11 protein-coding genes are annotated in these 16,070 nt (G+C 28.1%); 5 read left to right on the top strand and 6 right to left on the bottom strand.

The genetic code is table 11. From position 1 onward, the window contains the following. Positions 1–2: 2 nt before the first annotated feature. From BTO07_RS05655 to BTO07_RS05645, 3 genes are all read right to left on the bottom strand, one after another. Positions 3–2,987 carry a SusC/RagA family TonB-linked outer membrane protein gene (locus BTO07_RS05655; RefSeq protein ID WP_232457092.1) on the bottom strand — a complete coding sequence of 995 codons (2,985 nt, stop codon included), beginning with the start codon at positions 2,985–2,987 and terminating at the stop codon, positions 3–5. A 444-nt stretch (positions 2,988–3,431) separates the two neighbouring features. Continuing rightward, positions 3,432–7,586: a hybrid sensor histidine kinase/response regulator transcription factor gene (locus BTO07_RS05650; protein WP_087520306.1), complete on the bottom strand. Its 4,155-nt coding sequence runs from the start codon at positions 7,584–7,586 to the stop codon at positions 3,432–3,434. A 600-nt stretch (positions 7,587–8,186) separates the two neighbouring features. Then, positions 8,187–9,422: an ABC transporter permease gene (locus tag BTO07_RS05645; protein WP_087522561.1), complete on the bottom strand. Its 1,236-nt coding sequence runs from the start codon at positions 9,420–9,422 to the stop codon at positions 8,187–8,189. A gap of 4 nt (positions 9,423–9,426) precedes the next feature. Between BTO07_RS05645 and BTO07_RS05640 the strand changes: the two genes are divergently transcribed. Both BTO07_RS05640 and BTO07_RS05635 read left to right on the top strand, forming a co-directional pair. Continuing rightward, positions 9,427–10,701: an exo-beta-N-acetylmuramidase NamZ family protein gene (locus tag BTO07_RS05640; RefSeq protein ID WP_087520305.1), complete on the top strand. Its 1,275-nt coding sequence runs from the start codon at positions 9,427–9,429 to the stop codon at positions 10,699–10,701. A gap of 43 nt (positions 10,702–10,744) precedes the next feature. After that, the gene (locus BTO07_RS05635; protein WP_087520304.1) at positions 10,745–11,053 is read left to right on the top strand and encodes a GIY-YIG nuclease family protein; all 309 of its coding nucleotides are present in this window, start codon (positions 10,745–10,747) and stop codon (positions 11,051–11,053) included. Between the two features lie 248 nt (positions 11,054–11,301). Here the strand turns inward: BTO07_RS05635 and BTO07_RS05630 are convergent, their stop codons facing one another. Next, a complete protein-coding gene (locus BTO07_RS05630; RefSeq protein ID WP_087520303.1) occupies positions 11,302–11,958 on the bottom strand; it encodes a hypothetical protein in 657 nt (218 codons plus the stop codon). 3 nt (positions 11,959–11,961) lie between these two features. After that, positions 11,962–12,801 (bottom strand): sterol desaturase family protein, encoded by an 840-nt coding sequence (locus BTO07_RS05625; protein WP_087520302.1) that lies wholly within the window; start codon positions 12,799–12,801, stop codon positions 11,962–11,964. A gap of 136 nt (positions 12,802–12,937) precedes the next feature. Between BTO07_RS05625 and BTO07_RS05620 the strand changes: the two genes are divergently transcribed. The 3 genes from BTO07_RS05620 to BTO07_RS05610 all read left to right on the top strand — a co-directional run bounded on the left by BTO07_RS05620 (position 12,938) and on the right by BTO07_RS05610 (position 14,901). After that, positions 12,938–13,972 (top strand): quinone-dependent dihydroorotate dehydrogenase, encoded by a 1,035-nt coding sequence (locus BTO07_RS05620; protein WP_087520301.1) that lies wholly within the window; start codon positions 12,938–12,940, stop codon positions 13,970–13,972. 52 nt (positions 13,973–14,024) lie between these two features. Next, positions 14,025–14,639 (top strand): LysE family translocator, encoded by a 615-nt coding sequence (locus BTO07_RS05615; RefSeq protein ID WP_087520300.1) that lies wholly within the window; start codon positions 14,025–14,027, stop codon positions 14,637–14,639. A 103-nt stretch (positions 14,640–14,742) separates the two neighbouring features. Further along, complete coding sequence (locus BTO07_RS05610; RefSeq protein WP_087520299.1) at positions 14,743–14,901, top strand: YqaE/Pmp3 family membrane protein; 159 nt, start codon at positions 14,743–14,745, stop codon at positions 14,899–14,901. 1 nt (position 14,902) lies between these two features. Here the strand turns inward: BTO07_RS05610 and BTO07_RS05605 are convergent, their stop codons facing one another. Next, on the bottom strand, positions 14,903–16,060 hold the full coding sequence (locus BTO07_RS05605; RefSeq protein ID WP_087520298.1) for a hypothetical protein: 1,158 nt from the start codon (positions 16,058–16,060) through the stop codon (positions 14,903–14,905). Positions 16,061–16,070 lie beyond the last annotated feature (10 nt).

The following is a 16,070-nucleotide window of genomic DNA, read 5'->3' as shown; positions in this document are numbered from 1 at the left end:
TATTAAAAGTCTAAAGAAAGTCCAAATACTGCTTTTGCAGCTGTAGGATAAAATCCTCTATCTACACCTATAGAATTATAGTTAAAATTCCCAATTTCAGGATCTAAACCTTTATATCCTGTAAAGGTAAAATAGTCATCTAGAGATACATACATTCTTAAGTTTTTTACATGTATTCTGTTTGTTATGTGCTCAGGTAAAGTATATCCAAATTGAATTTGTTTAATTCTCATGAAAGAACCATCTTCTACCATTAAATCTGTATCATAAGATGCAATTACACTTGCTGCTCCAGGAAAAGAAGCTACATCTCCAGGGTTTTGCCATCTTTCAGTAAAAAAGTGTACTGGTTTGTTTGTAATTGCTCTAGAAGGTTGGTGATAAGTTGAAATTATATCATTACCAATTGTACCTTGAAATTGTAAGTTAAAATCAAATGCTTTATAACCTAAGCTAATGTTACCACCAAATAATACATCTGGATGTGGAGAACCTATGTTTGTTTTATCAGCATTTGTAATACCTGCTACACCATCTGTATCTACAATTATAACTTCACCAGTAGCTGAATCTATTCCATTTGTTTTATATCCATGGAAATACCAAGAAGGTTGTCCTTCCATAAATCTTGTAATTCCATCTGCATTTTGAGGAGCACCAGCACCAGTAAGGTAAGAACCTTCTTCAACAATAAGAATTTCTGTTACTTTATTTTGTAGAGTTGATAAGTTTGCATTAATGTTATATCTAAGACCACCATCTGTAGTATCTCCATAACCAACTTCAAATTCAAAACCTTTGTTTTCTATAGTACCAGCATTAAATTCATTAGATACAAAACCTGCAGAACCAGGAGTAATTAATGATCCATCATTAACAATTGCATCTCTAGTTGTTTTTACATAATAATCCATAGAAAAACTTAATCTGTTATCGAATGCTCTTAAATCTACACCTAAATCTAATTGTTCTGATGTTTCCCAAACTAAATTTGTATTTGAATATCCTGTAATTTGTGCACCAGTAAACCCTAAATAATCAATGTTTTGACCATTAAGAGTTGAAGTAATATATGTTTTGTCTGAGTTACCACTTAAGTTACTTCTACTTCCGTTTTGTCCCCAACTTGCTCTTAATTTAAAATAATCGATTTTAGAATCATCACTCCAAAAATCTTCTTTTGAAGCTACCCAACCTGCTGAAAATGCAGGGAAAGAACCAACTTTATTAGCAGTAGGGAATTTATCTGATTTATCTCTTCTTATAGAAGCTTCAAATAAATATTTACCTAAATAATCATAAGATAATCTACCAAACATAGAAACCATGTTATCTGGAGAAGGATCTATTTGATTTACTTGTGTATTAAAGTCAGGTAAATCAAAATCAAAGCCTGTAAAATTAGCAATAGCAGTAGAACCACTTCTAGATGTTGGTGTTTTAACTCTTGTGTTTTCTGCTGAATATCCTGCTAATAATTTAAAATTATGATTACCCAGCGCTTTTTCATAAGAAGCAAAGTTTTCCCACAACCATCTTTTAGATTCTACAATACTTTGAGAACCACTATAAGTAGTGTTAGATGCTATAGATGATACATAGTAAGGGTTAATTGTATTTCTTGTATCCCATTGATTTTCATCATAACCAAATCTAGTAGTAAATGAAAAGCCTTCAAAAGGTTTAAACTTCAAATAAGCAGAAGTTAATAATTGATAAGAATCTACTGTTGTTTTAGTTATTTCATTTGCATACGCAACAGGGTTTATTACCTCTCCATTAGAATAACTCGGGTATCCATATACATTACCATTTCTATCTCTTAATAACGGCACTCCGTTATCGATTGAGTTTTGTCTAACGATAGCAGGTACTTGTCCGTTAGCATAAGTTAAGGGAGTTAATGGGTCTAAAATAAGCATGTTTTGTATTACACCTCTTGTATCACTATTTTCTGGGATTCCACTTTTATCAGAAGAAGAATATGTAGCGTTTACACCAACTTCTAACCATTTAGCAACATCACCTTTTAAATTTACTCTAAATGTAGATCTTTCGAAAGAAGAGTTTCCTCCGTCAATAATACCATCTTGGTTTAAGTGAGAAGCAGAAGTATAGTAAGAAAAATTATCTGTTGCTCCAGATAAATTAATATCATTTCTATGCATAATTGCAGGAGAAAATGTTTCGTCTATCCAATTTGTATCATATCCATTATCTACAACACTTGTTATACCAGCTTCATTCATGTAAGTAACAAATTGTGAAGCATTCATTAGCTCCATATCTGTTCTTAAAGTTTGAATACCTAATTGAGAATTAAAAGATACTTGTAATCCTCCTTTTTTTCCTCTTTTTGTTGTTATAATAACAACACCATTTGCACCTTCTGTACCATATATTGCAGCTGAAGCAGCATCTTTTAAGATTTCAATATTTGCAATATCTGATGGAGCAATATCTGCAATAGATGATGCTTTCATTCCATCAACTATAAATAAAGGTTGAGAATTTCCACTAGAACCAGTTCCACGAATTCTTATCTTTGCTCCAGAACCAGGAGAACCAGAAGAAGAAGATACTGTAACACCAGATGTTCTACCTTGTAAAACAGCTTCTACTCTTTGGTTTGAAGAACTTTTAATTTGTTTTGAGTCAATACTTGATATTGCTCCTGTAACCAAACTTTTTTTCTTGCTACCATAACCAACAACTACAATTTCATCTAAAGACTCTAGATTATCTTGTAAGACTGCATTAATTTTAGTTTTGTTTCCTACAAGAATTGTTAGGGAATTCATTCCTAAATAAGAAAAAATTAACTCGTTGTTAGGAGAAACACCAGATAAAGAATAGTTACCTTCAAAATCGGTATTTGCACCTTTGGTTGTTCCTTTAATAACAACTGATACTCCGGGTAAAATGTTTCCTGAGGAATCTGTTACCTGACCAGTAATTGTCTTGTTTTGCGAAAAAACATTCTGCATACATAATATTAGGCATGCAATAATCGTGACTTTAAATTTTATCATCATTCATATTAATTGGTTAATTAAAAATACTTTTTTGACTAACAGTACAAAGAAAAAGAAAGAACTTAATTAGATATTATTAAGTATTAATACTAGTAGCAATAACATAAATATTACTAGTAATAGCTCGTATAATAATTTTTTTTTTAAGTCTTTTTGCTTCATATGCATTGTTGTACTATCCAAATATATAAGAACAAAATCATCTTTTTTAACACAGAAAAAACAGAGTTTAGAACTATTGTTGCTATTTAACCTTTATTTAACACGGATGCTACATTTAATTCATTTGGCGCAACATCTGTACTATAGTGTTATTAGGAGTGTAACAAATTAATAATCAAACATATTTGTTATTTATACTGTAAAATAATTAGTACTAATAATTGTTTTCTAATTCTAGATCTCAGTGTCCTTTTTAGTTTCTATTTCAGAAGGTAAGACCCCAAAATGTGCTTTAAAGCATTTCGAAAAGTAAGATGGAGAAGAAAATCCAACACTAAAACAGGCTTCACTAATATTAGCGCTACCAGCATCTAGAATTTGCTTTGCTCTTTCTAATCTTATTTTTCTAATAAATTCATTAACAGTTTGTCCTGTTATGGCCTTAATTTTTCTATATAATTGACTCCTACTCAGTTTTAATTGAGAAGCCAATTCTTCTACACTTAAATTAGAGTCAGATATATTTTTATTTATATAATCTAATAATTTTTTTATGAATTCTTTGTCTATAGAACTTGAGTTTACTTTATCATCAGCACCACTTATTGCTCCAAAGAATTTATCAAAAATTAATTGTCTACTTGTTATTAATTGTGATAAACGGAGTTTCAATAATTTTAAATCAAAAGGTTTTACCATGTATGCATCAGCACCATTTTCTATCCCTTCAATTCTGTTTTCAATGGTAGTTCTTGCTGTTAACATAAGTACAGGAATATGACTTGTAGATGCATCCGTTTTTATGGATTTACAAAATTCAAATCCATCCATTTCTGGCATAACAACATCAGTAATTATAGCATCTGGTAAAGTTTCTTTTGCAATTTTAATTCCTTCTTTACCATTAGTTGCAACAAATACTTTGTATTCATTACTTAATTCATTTTTTAAGTAATCTATTAATTCTACATTATCTTCAACAATTAAAATTGTTTTTGTTTTATTAATAGCGGTATTATCTGTTGATTGCACTTCTGTTTCATCTGGAGTAATTAATAAGAATTGATCTTTTACATTATCTATTTTATCATTTTTATAAATAATTTGGTTTTCTGTATAATGATCTTTACCTATTGGTAATAGAATTCTAAAAGTAGTTCCAGAACCAACTTTACTTTCAACTTCAATTTCTCCTTTATGAAGATAAACAAAACTCTTTACTACTTCTAAACCAATTCCTGTACCACCTATATATGTTTTGTTTTGATCTTCTACTTGGTAAAAACGTTCAAATATTTTTTCAACTTCCTCTTCATTTAAACCTTTTCCAGTATCAGAAATTAATATTTCTATAGCCTTTACGGGTTCTTGTGAATTAAATAAAGGTAACTTATGTAATTTATCATTAGAAAATAATTCAATAGTAATAGCACCTCCTTTTGGAGTTGCTTTAATGGCATTAGATAAAAGATTAAAAATTATTTTTTCTAACATTTTCTCATCTGCCCAAACAGTTATGTCTAATACATCAGAATCTACACTTAATAATATGTTTTTTGTTCTTGTTTCTTCTTTAAAGTAGTTAGAAATATTTTTTGTAAACGGAATTAGATTAATTTTACTTGCTCTAATTTTCATTTTATTATGCTCTAACTTTCTAATATCCATCAACTCATTAATTAGTCTGTAGAGTCTGTTTGTGTTTTTGTAAATAATAGCATGTTTATTTTTAACACTTTGAGGAAGATTTAGCTCTTTGTTTCTGATAATGTCTTTAATCGGGTTAATAATTAGGGTTAAAGGAGTTCTAAATTCATGAGAAATATTCGTAAAAAACTGAAGTTTCTTTTTGTTTAATTCATCGTTTTGTACTTGTATTAAACGCTCATTTTTTAGTATTTCTTTTTCTTTTATTCTCTTTTGAGTTAAGCGATTTAAGAGGTAAACACAAAAAAGAAAAGCTAGCACATAAGAGATTACTGCCCAACTTGTTTTCCACCAGGGTGGAAGAATTATTATTTTTAATTCTAGTGGTACTTCGTTCCAAACGCCATCATTGTTAGAGGCTTTCAATTTAAAAATATAACTTCCTTGATCTAAATTTGTGTATGTTGCACTTCTTTTATGACCAACGTAGTTCCATGTTGTTTCATAACCTTCTAAATAATAAGCATAATTATTTTTTTCGGGTCTTGTGTAATTTAAACCTGTATACTCAATTGTAAAAACAGATTGTGTATGTGTTAAACTAATACTTTTAGTTTCTGAGATTACTTTATCTAAAGGTGAGTTTTCAGTTTGAGGAATCACTTTTTCATTAAACAATTTAAAATCTGTTAAATGTAATGATGGTATCGTCGAATTTGTTTCTAATTCTTTAGGTAAAAAGTAATCTAGCCCTTTATAATTACCAAAATATAGCGTTCCTTTTTCATCTTTTAATACAGCTCCAAAATTAAAATCATTAGATAACAAACCATCACTAGAAGTATAATTTGTAAACTTTTTATCCTTTAAAGATATTTTAGTTAAACCATCATTACCACTTACCCAAATATTATTTTCTTCATCTTCAATGATAGCAGAAACATTTTCTTCAACCAATCCTTTAGACTTATTAAACCAGGTAAAAGAATCTTCATTTTTGTTATATCTGCAGAGACCAGCACCTCTTGTACCAATCCAAATATTATTATCGGATGATTCATAAATGGAAAGTATATGGTTTACATCAGATAAATAACCATACTCTTTTTGCATCCTCGCTCCTAAAGCAATTATTTCAAATTCATCATTTTCTAAATCTTTTATTTTAAACAAACCATCTGCTGTACCAGCCCAAATAGTGTTGTCAGAAGAAACAAAGACCCTCATTATTTTACTATTTAAAGACTTATGTTTAAGAAATTGTTTAGAATCGTGTTTTTTAAATTTCTTTGAATTTAAATTATAAGAATAAAGTCCTTCAAAATAAGTAGCTATCCAGATATTACCTTTAGAATCTTCAGAAAAACTTCTAATTGTATTTGAGTTAAATTTTGATGCAGTATTGGTTTTATTATAATTGATAAATTTTTTAGACCCATTTTTTAAAAGAAAAATACCGTTATCCCAACTTGCAGCCCATAAATTATTTTTAGAATCTAAAAATAAACTTACAATATAATCTGACTTAAGACCAGAATAGGGTTTGTTTGTTTCTTTATTTATATGTGTTATTTTTGATGTTTTTGGGTTGTAAAGATCGATACCGCCACCATCTGTAGAAAGCCACAAATTACCTTTTTCATCTTTAACAACACTACTTACTGATGATATGTTTAATGAGTTGGTTTTATTTGGTGAACTTTCAATACTTTTAAATTTATCAAATAGTTTATCACTAACAGCAATACCGCTATTAAAATATCCCATCCAAATTCTATCATTTTTGTCGATAAAAAGTTCCCAAATAGAATTATGTAATATGCTGTTTTTTTCTGTTTTACTAGAAACATATTTTTTTATGATTTTATCATTTTCATCAATATGAAAAAGCCCATCATTCTCAGTACCAATCATTATTGTATTGTCTGGTAACTGAATAATTTCCATTATTTTTCGAGAAGTAAAATCAAACTTATTTAAACTTACAATATTATTGTTTCTGTCATTTGTTAAACCACATTTGTAAATACCTTCATCTACTTCAAAACCAATCCATAAATTATCTTTATTGTCTAAAAATAAAACTTCAATAGATTTGTTAATCGTTTTTTGATTGTCTGCAAACAATCGTGTGTTTATTAGCTTATTATGAATAATGTCAATTTCCTTTAAACCACGGTCTGTACCAACAAAAGTTTTTCCTTGTCTAGTATGTTTAATACTACGGATACTTATATCTTTAGTAACGTTATTTAAAATCTTATCGATTTTAAGTGTATTAATATTTAATTTATATAACCCTTTTCTATTTGTACCAATTAATAAGTTACCAAAAGAATCTTCTTCAATTGCAAAAACATTCTCTTTATAATTATTTTCTGAATTTAATCTTACTTTTATAAACTGATCTAAACCTCTAATGTAAAGATTTAAACCATCTTCTGTACCAAACCAAAGTCTTTGCTTACTATCTATAAAAGAACATTGAACAAGGTTATTACTTAAAGAATTAGTGTCTTCAAAGTTAAATTTATAGGGTGTATAATCGATGCCATCAAATTTATAAACCCCTGTACCGGTGGTTCCAATCCAAATAAAACCGTAATGATCTTGAATAATACAAGAAACTCCAACTTTTGGTATACCTTCTTTAATATTTACAAAATTATGCTCTTTGTAAGTTTTTTGTGCGTTGGTGTGTATGCATAAAAAAAAGAATAGTAAAGCAGATAATTTTTTCATAAAATAATAACTTTATTGCGTATTGTAATATTACATTTTTTAACCTAATTATCCCAAATAGATTCAAATTCTTCTAGAGATTTTCCTTTAGATTATGAAATAAATTTAATATTATTTTTTATTAAATTATTTAATTGACGTTTTATTAAAAATATGATTTCAATCTTTAAAGATAGTTTTACACATTAAAAACAACTACAACAGAATGAACATCTAATAGAAGAGATGTTGTTTTTAATACATAAAAAGGAGTGAAACCGAGAAAAGTAGTGGGTAGGACTAAGTAAAATTTAAATAGGAATTTTTTTATGGCGTTCCCTAAAGGTCGCGCTTTCATTACTCGCTTTTTTTTGTTTTTCGATAAATCTCAAACAAAAAAAGAGCTCAAACATACCATTCAATCGCTAACGCAAATTGTCTGCTAGCGAATCGTTTTGCTAAAAGTTTATAGAAAGTTTGCGTTAGCGATTACTCATCCTTTAATATTTTTGTTGAAATCGTGAATGCTATGCATTTGAAACGGCATCCTTTTTATGTTGAATTTTTTCAGTATAAAAAGATACAGTGGAAAGCGCGACCTTTTTGGGGAACGTCCAAATATTACGCAAATTTAATTGACTTCGAAGGATTGATTTTTGTAATGATGTAAGAAGGAATAATCAACATTAAAAAAGACATAATTAACGTACCAATATTTAGCAATAAAATGTAAGTAAACGAAATGTGAACTGGCATTGTAGTTACATAATATGTTTCAGGATTAAGCGTAATTATTTTAAAGTAATACTGAATAAAAATAATAGACAAACCAATAATATTTCCCCAGAAAAGTCCTTTTAAGATAAGGTAAGAAGCATTGTATAAAAATATTTTTCTAATACTTGTATTTGTGCTTCCTAATGCTTTTAAAATACCAATCATTTGTACGCGTTCTAGAATTAAAACCAGTAAAGCGGTTATCATATTAATACCAGCAACAAGAATCATAATGGCAATAATAAACCATACATTGTTATCGAAAAGTTTAATCCATTCAAAAACGGTTGGGTAGCTGTCTAAAATAGTTTTGCTATTTAAAGTTGCGCCAATATTACTGTAAATTTCTTCTCCTTTTTCTGTAATGTTATCAAAATTATCTAAAATAATTTCGAAACCACCAATTTCGTTTTCTGTCCATTTATTAAGCTTCTGAACCTCTCTAATATCACCAATCATCATGCTTTTATCGAATTCTGCAAAACCAGAATTGTAAATTCCTACAATGGTATATTTTCTATTTGATGGTAATTTACTTGTTGCAGTTTTTAAGAAAGTAGCTAAAATAGTGTCGTTTAATTTTAGTTGTAAACGATTTACAATTGTTTGTGATAAAAGAACTTCTTTAGTTCTTGGTAGTTTTAAATTTGGAGTTCTACCTTCTAATAAATACTCTTTAAAGAAAGTCCAATCATAATCTGTAGAAACTCCTTTAAAAATAATACCTTCAAATTCGGTTTTTGTTCTTAAAATTCCGCCTTTGTTTGCAAAAACCTGAATATTTTTAATTCCGTCTACATTTTTAAACTTCGGATAAAAATCTTGGTCTTTTTTTATAGGTACTGTAGAAACATCAGAATTATTGGCATCGTAATTGATAATTTGTACGTGGCCTTTAAAACCAGCCAGTTTATCGCGAATTTTATTTTGCAAGCCAGCACCAGTTGCCACAGCAATTAGCATAATAATAATTCCTAACGCAATTGCAGTGATTGCAATTTTTATTATTGGCGATGAAATGCTATTTTTATACTTTTTGCCAGCAATAATGCGTTTTGCAATAAATAACTCGTAATTCAAATTGATGATTGATTTTAAACCTTTCAAAAGTACATATTTATTCTTATTTCTAATGCTGAATTTTCAGCTGATTTCTTGCGCTCAAAGTTCTGGATTAAAAGTTAAAAAGTCGAACGTTAAAAAGGAAAAAGCTGAAAACCTAATAATTAAAACAGGAGCAGAAAGAACCAATTTATACGTAAACTTGCTAAAGGGGAAGTATGTTGCTGTGGTTGCAAACCAGACTTCAGTGTTGTCGCTTTTACAAAGAGCAGAAGTTGCGCCTAATATTATGGGGTCTAAAAAAGTTACACAACATTTAGTAGATTATTTGCATAATTATAATGGCATAAACGTAAAAAAAGTGTTTGCACCAGAACATGGTTTTCGTGGAAAAGCAGATGCTGCTGAACTTGTAAAAGATGGTTTTGATACTAAAACAGGTTTAAAAATTGTTTCTTTATATGGGAAAACTAAAAAACCTTCTGCTAAAGAATTAGAAGGAATTGATGTTGTGGTTTTTGATATTCAAGATGTTGGAGCGCGTTTTTACACTTATATTTCTTCTCTACATTATGTGATGGAAGCTTGTGCTGAACTCGGAATCCGAGTGATAATTTTAGACAGACCAAACCCAAATGGACATTATGTTGATGGGCCAGTTTTAGAAATGGAACATACCTCTTTTGTTGGTAAACATCCTGTTCCTGTTGTTTATGGAATGACAATTGGCGAATATGGACAAATGATAAATGGTGAAAAATGGCTTAAAAACGGAATTCAGTGTGATTTAACAGTAATTCCTTTGGCTAATTATACGCATGATTCTGAATACAGTTTAACGATAAGACCTTCACCAAATTTACCAAATGATAAATCTATAAACTTGTATCCCAGTTTAGGTTTTTTTGAAGGAACCATCATTAATGCAGGTAGAGGAACAGAGTTTCAGTTTCAAAGATATGGAGCTTCATTTTTTCCTAAAAGCAACTTTAATTATATTCCAAAACCAAACTTTGGTTCTAAATATCCAAAAGAAAAAGGTAAACTTTGTTATGGTGTAGATTTAAGTAATATAGAAAAATTAAGTGCTATAAATTTAGAATGGCTAATTGATGCGTATCAGAAAACACCAAAAACAGAAAAATTCTTTGGAAAAACGTTTACGATTCATGCAGGAAATACAAAACTTCAAAAACAAATTGAGCAAGGTTTGTCTGAATCAGATATTAGAAAAACTTGGGAGAAAGATTTGGAGGCTTTTAAATTAATTAGGAACAAATATTTGATTTATGAATAATTTTTTATTCTTGATTGCGCATGAATCCATACTTCAAAAATAAATGAAAACAATCCATCAATATTATGTTTATCTTTTGGCAAGCAAAATTAGAGGAACATTATATATTGGTGTAACAAATGATTTACAAAGAAGAGTTTACGAACATAAAATGGGAATCAAAAAAGGTTTTACTCAAAAATATGGTGTGAACAAATTGGTTTATTTTGAGACGTTCCAAAATATTGAAGAAGCAATTACAAGAGAAAATAATATGAAGAAATGGAAACGTGCTTGGAAAATTAAATTGATTGAAAAAGAGAATATTCAATGGTCGGATTTATCTAAAGATTGGTATGATACTATTTTATAATATATGTCATTCCTGCGTAGGCAGGAATCCAAACTAAGACTTTAGAATACCGAAAAGTTAATTTTTAAAATAAGTAATTGTTTTAAATGAATTTTTAAGTGCTGTTCTATTTACCAATTATAGATTCCTGCGTACGCAGGAATGACAAAATGGTGAGAAGAATTTTTATATAACAAACTCAGAAAACAAGATTAGAATAACCGTAAATTCAAATACTTTTGAGTTATTACTGATCATAAATTAGTAGATTAAATTATATCTATTTTTATATCTTTAATAATTTTGGAATCATATAAAGATGCAATATCAGAAATATCTCCAATTTTAATTGAAAAAGGTTCTAATTTACTCGTTTTTAAAAGGATTCGAAATTCTTTTTGAAATTCAAAATTTTTAGATTTATGAAATAAAGTCATTTCAGATTTATCAATACCAAAATCATGGTATTTTACTAAATCCCAATTAAAACTTACATTCTGTTTTTTTAATTCATTTTGAATTCTCTTTAAAAATTCTCCAACCTTTTCAATTAAAACACAATGTGTATAATCGTCATTCATCATTCGCTCATCTATTTTATATCTTTTTTCATTTATAATATTACTGTATCTTAAAGCATAAAGACAATAAACATTACCTTCTAAATTATTATAAAAACCTCTCATTTGAGCAGTCTTAATTTTCATTTTTATAGGTTTTTTACTTTTAGGATTAATAGTCAAAATATGATTTTTTTCTTCACTGAAATTTTTGATTGATATTGTTCCTTCTAGTTTATCAGCTATAAAACCGTCTTTATCTAATTTTTGAAAATAAGATAAAGGATTGCAATAAATTGTTCCATTTTTAAGTAAATCATTCATATTCTTTTCGGAACCAAATTTCATTAAAAAACCAATATCCATAATTTAATTTATTTCATCTAAGTTAGTTGGTTTTCTAGATCCTAGAAAAGGCTGCTTCAATAGTTCTTTTAAAGAAGAATTTTTAACTTCATCGGGAAAAGTATCTACTCCATAGATGATTTTTTCACGATCCATTTCCATATACGTTCCTAAAAGTCTGTCCCAAATAGAAAAGATATTTCCGTAGTTAGAATCTGTATAAGGCAACTTATAATGATGATGAATTTTGTGCATATCTGGAGACACAATAAAGTAACTTAGAAGCTTATCCACCTTTGGTGATATTTTAATATTTGCGTGTGTAAATTGTGTGAAAATTAAAGAGATAGATTGATACATCATAACAATTGCAATGGGAGTTCCTACTATAAAAACACCTAATAATGTAAATGCAAAACGGATGACACTTTCTATTGGGTGGTGTCTGTTTGCTGTTGTTGTATCTACTTTATGATCTGAATGATGTACCAAATGTACCATCCACAAAGGTGTTATTTTGTGTTCTGTAAAATGTGCTAAATAAGCACCGAAAAAATCTAAAAACAAAACTCCTAAAACAACATATAACCAAAGTGGCATTTCTGGTAACCAGTTAATCAAACCAAAATTATTGACCTGAACCCAATCTGCAGATTTTAATAATAAAAAAGCTAATGAAAAGTTGATGAGTATGGTTGTAAACGTAAAAAATAGATTAGGAAAAGCGTGTTTCCATTTTTTATAATCAAATTTAAATAACGGAATTGCGCCTTCTAAAAGCCAGAAAAAAGTAATTCCGCCGACTAAAATTAAACTTCTATGTGCAGAAGGAATTGTTTCGAAATAATTAAAGATGGTTTCCAAATTGATTTTTATTTTTTACTAAAATAGTGAAAATTGGGTAAGTCATAAATTCAAATGTGTTTTCGAGTTATATCAGTATTAAAATTTGTAATTTTGAAAACTAGAAATAAGCTACTCAAATTAATTCTAGTAACCCATGTACAAATCTATTGTAAGACCAATTTTCTTTTTATTCGATCCAGAAAAGATTCATTATTTCACTTTTTCTTTAGTAAAAACACTGTGTAAAATTCCTTTTGTTTCTTCAATTTTTAGAAGTTTATACGTTGTTGAAGACAAACGTTTAGAAAGAACTTTATTCGGAATTACTTTTAAAAACCCTGTTGGTTTAGCCGCTGGTTTTGATAAGAATGCTGTTTTATACAACGAATTAGCAAATTTTGGTTTCGGTTTTATTGAAATAGGAACTGTAACTCCAAAAGGACAAGCAGGGAATCCTAAGAAAAGATTATTTAGATTAAAGGATGATCAGGGAATTATTAATAGAATGGGTTTTAATAATGACGGAATGGAAGCTGCCATTAAAAACTTAAAGAATAATAAAGGCAAAGTTATTATTGGTGGAAACATTGGTAAAAATACAGCAACAACTCCAGAAAATTATACAGAAGATTATTGTGAGGTTTTTAAAGAATTACATCCTTATGTAGATTATTTTGTACTGAATGTGAGTTGCCCTAATGTTGGGAGTCATGCAAAACTGAACGATAAAGACTATTTATTAGAGTTGATTTCTGCTTGTAAAGAACTAAATTCTAAAGAAGAAATACAAAAACCAATCTTATTAAAAATTGCTCCGGATTTAAATAATATGCAATTAGATGAAATTATAGATTTGGTAAATGAAACAAAAATTGATGGAGTAATTGCTTCTAATACTTCTACAAATAGAGAAAATCTAACAGTTTCTAAAGAGCGTTTAGCAGAAATAGGAAATGGTGGAGTAAGTGGGCAACCTGTAAAAAATCAAAGTACAGCTGTTATTAAATATTTAGCGGATACTTCTAATAAATCTTTTCCTATTATTGGAGTAGGAGGTATTCATTCAGAAAAAGATGCTTTAGAAAAGCTGAATGCAGGTGCAGATTTAGTGCAAGTGTATACAGGTTTTATTTATGAAGGACCAGGTTTGGTGAAACGTATCAATAAAGCAATTTTACAACAATCTTAATTTCTAATAAATTATATTTATTTTGCAGTAAATAATAATACGCTTTTACTGAATGTTCGAAATTCTCATTTCATTTGCAATAGCAACTTCTATTTTATCACTTTCTCCAGGACCTGATAATATTTTTGTACTCACACAAAGTATTGTTAATGGCACAAAATATGGTTTGGCAACCGTTTTTGGATTAATGTCTGGTTGTTTGGTTCATACTACGTTGGTTGTTTTTGGTGTTTCTGCAATCATCAAAGAAAATGAAAGTCTTTTTTTTGTCATCAAACTAATAGGAGCAAGTTATTTGATTTTTCTGGCTTATAAAGTTTATAAAAGTGATTCTAAAATAGTATTGTCTAATGACTCTGTAAAAAAGGAATCTGTACTTCAGTTGTTTAAAAAAGGATTTATAATGAATGTTTTAAATCCTAAAGTTGCTTTATTCTTTTTAGCTTTTTTTCCTCAGTTTTTGTTTTCTAAAACTATTTCTACTGTCATTCAATTTTATACTTTAGGAGGAATATTTATTTTAGTTTCCTTTATTGTTTTTGGAATTATAGCCGTTTTAGCTGGAAGTATCTCTAATTATTTAAAAGAACATTCTAAAGTAGGTGTTTACTTAAAATGGGGACAAATAATTGTATTCTGTTTTATTGCAATTATGATTTTACTGTAAGTTTATTTTTTATTGCTGATACTTTATTACATATGTATTATCTAAGATTTGTAACAAAATTGAATTCAACTCGTCTTATATATGTAACCAACTAAATATATAAATGAGTTTTTTTAGAGTTTTATTCACCATTATTTTTCCTCCACTTTCTGTAATAGACAAAGGTTGTGGATCATTCTTTATTATCTTTTTACTAACACTTTGTGGATGGATTCCTGGAGTAATAGGAGCGTTGGTAATTTTAAATAATCCTAAGAATTAAGTTATTCTTTAATAAAACCAATTTCTTTTTTCGTTAAAAGAATTTCAGTTTCTTTATTTTTATTTAAAGGTATGTAATCGTAGAGAGCCTTATCTAAATTTATTTCTTTTGCTTTTTTATTTTTTTTACCTTTTTCTGTATTGGTAATTAAAAATTTTTGAGAACTAAAGGCTTTACTTTTTTCATTGTTTATTGTTAAAAAACCATTTAATTCAGATGTAAAGTAACTTAAAGAATATTTGTTTTTAAATTTCTTAAAAAATAGTTCAACTTTATGTTTCGTTGTTTCTGAGGTATAACTAATTTTTGATTTTCTTGAAAGACTAACCTTTTTATTGTCTTTATAGACCATATTTAGAAGTATGTATTTTATACTTTTTGTTTTATTATCTATAGAAATAATAGAGTTTTTATAGTTGAATAAATTTTTTCCATCTTCAAAATAATCAGCATCAAAATTAATATCTGTTGTTTGTATATTTTTATTAATGGAGTTTATATATACATCTTTGGTATGATGTGCCAATAGTATTAAATTGAAATTTAAATTTGAAAACTTTATTAGAGGAATGCTTTTAAGGAAGCCTCCATTTCTTTCATCTTTGTCTGATGAAGTTATTTTAGAATAGTCAACTTTTTCTAAAGATAATTTATTTTGTTTTTTTACTTCAGTATTTAATTCAAAGAAATTATATCTTGTCCACCATTTATATTGAGCTTGAAATAGCCTTACAATTTTGTCATTTATTTCAAAGTTTTCTTTGTAGGTAAGAGTATTTGTTAGTTGACCATTATAATAATACTTCTTATAATTATCTAATACTTGCTTTAATTTGTTCTTTAAATCATAATCATATAGAACAATTTCATCTAAAGTATTTAAAGTTGGATGAATAAAAAGGGTGTCTTTTGTAAATAAGTTTTTAGAAGAGTATACTCTATTTTTATAGTTAATATGACTAATGTAAATAGAGTCTTTTTGTAAGTTTATTTTTACAATTCCATCAGCATTACTAATATTTCCAGTAGATGAATTAGAGTAAGTAATATGAACTAAGTCTATAGGTTCTTTTGTTAGTGAATCTAAAATAGTAATTGTTTTAGATTGACAAAAACTACCGATAGAAAATAATAATAGAATAAAAGATAAGTTTTTCATATTTCTATTT

Source organism: Polaribacter sp. SA4-12, from assembly GCF_002163675.1.
Taxonomy (GTDB): Bacteria; Bacteroidota; Bacteroidia; order Flavobacteriales; family Flavobacteriaceae; genus Polaribacter.
The sequence above is the reverse complement of the archived record's forward strand: the minus strand, read 5'-3'. Positions and strand labels throughout refer to the sequence as shown.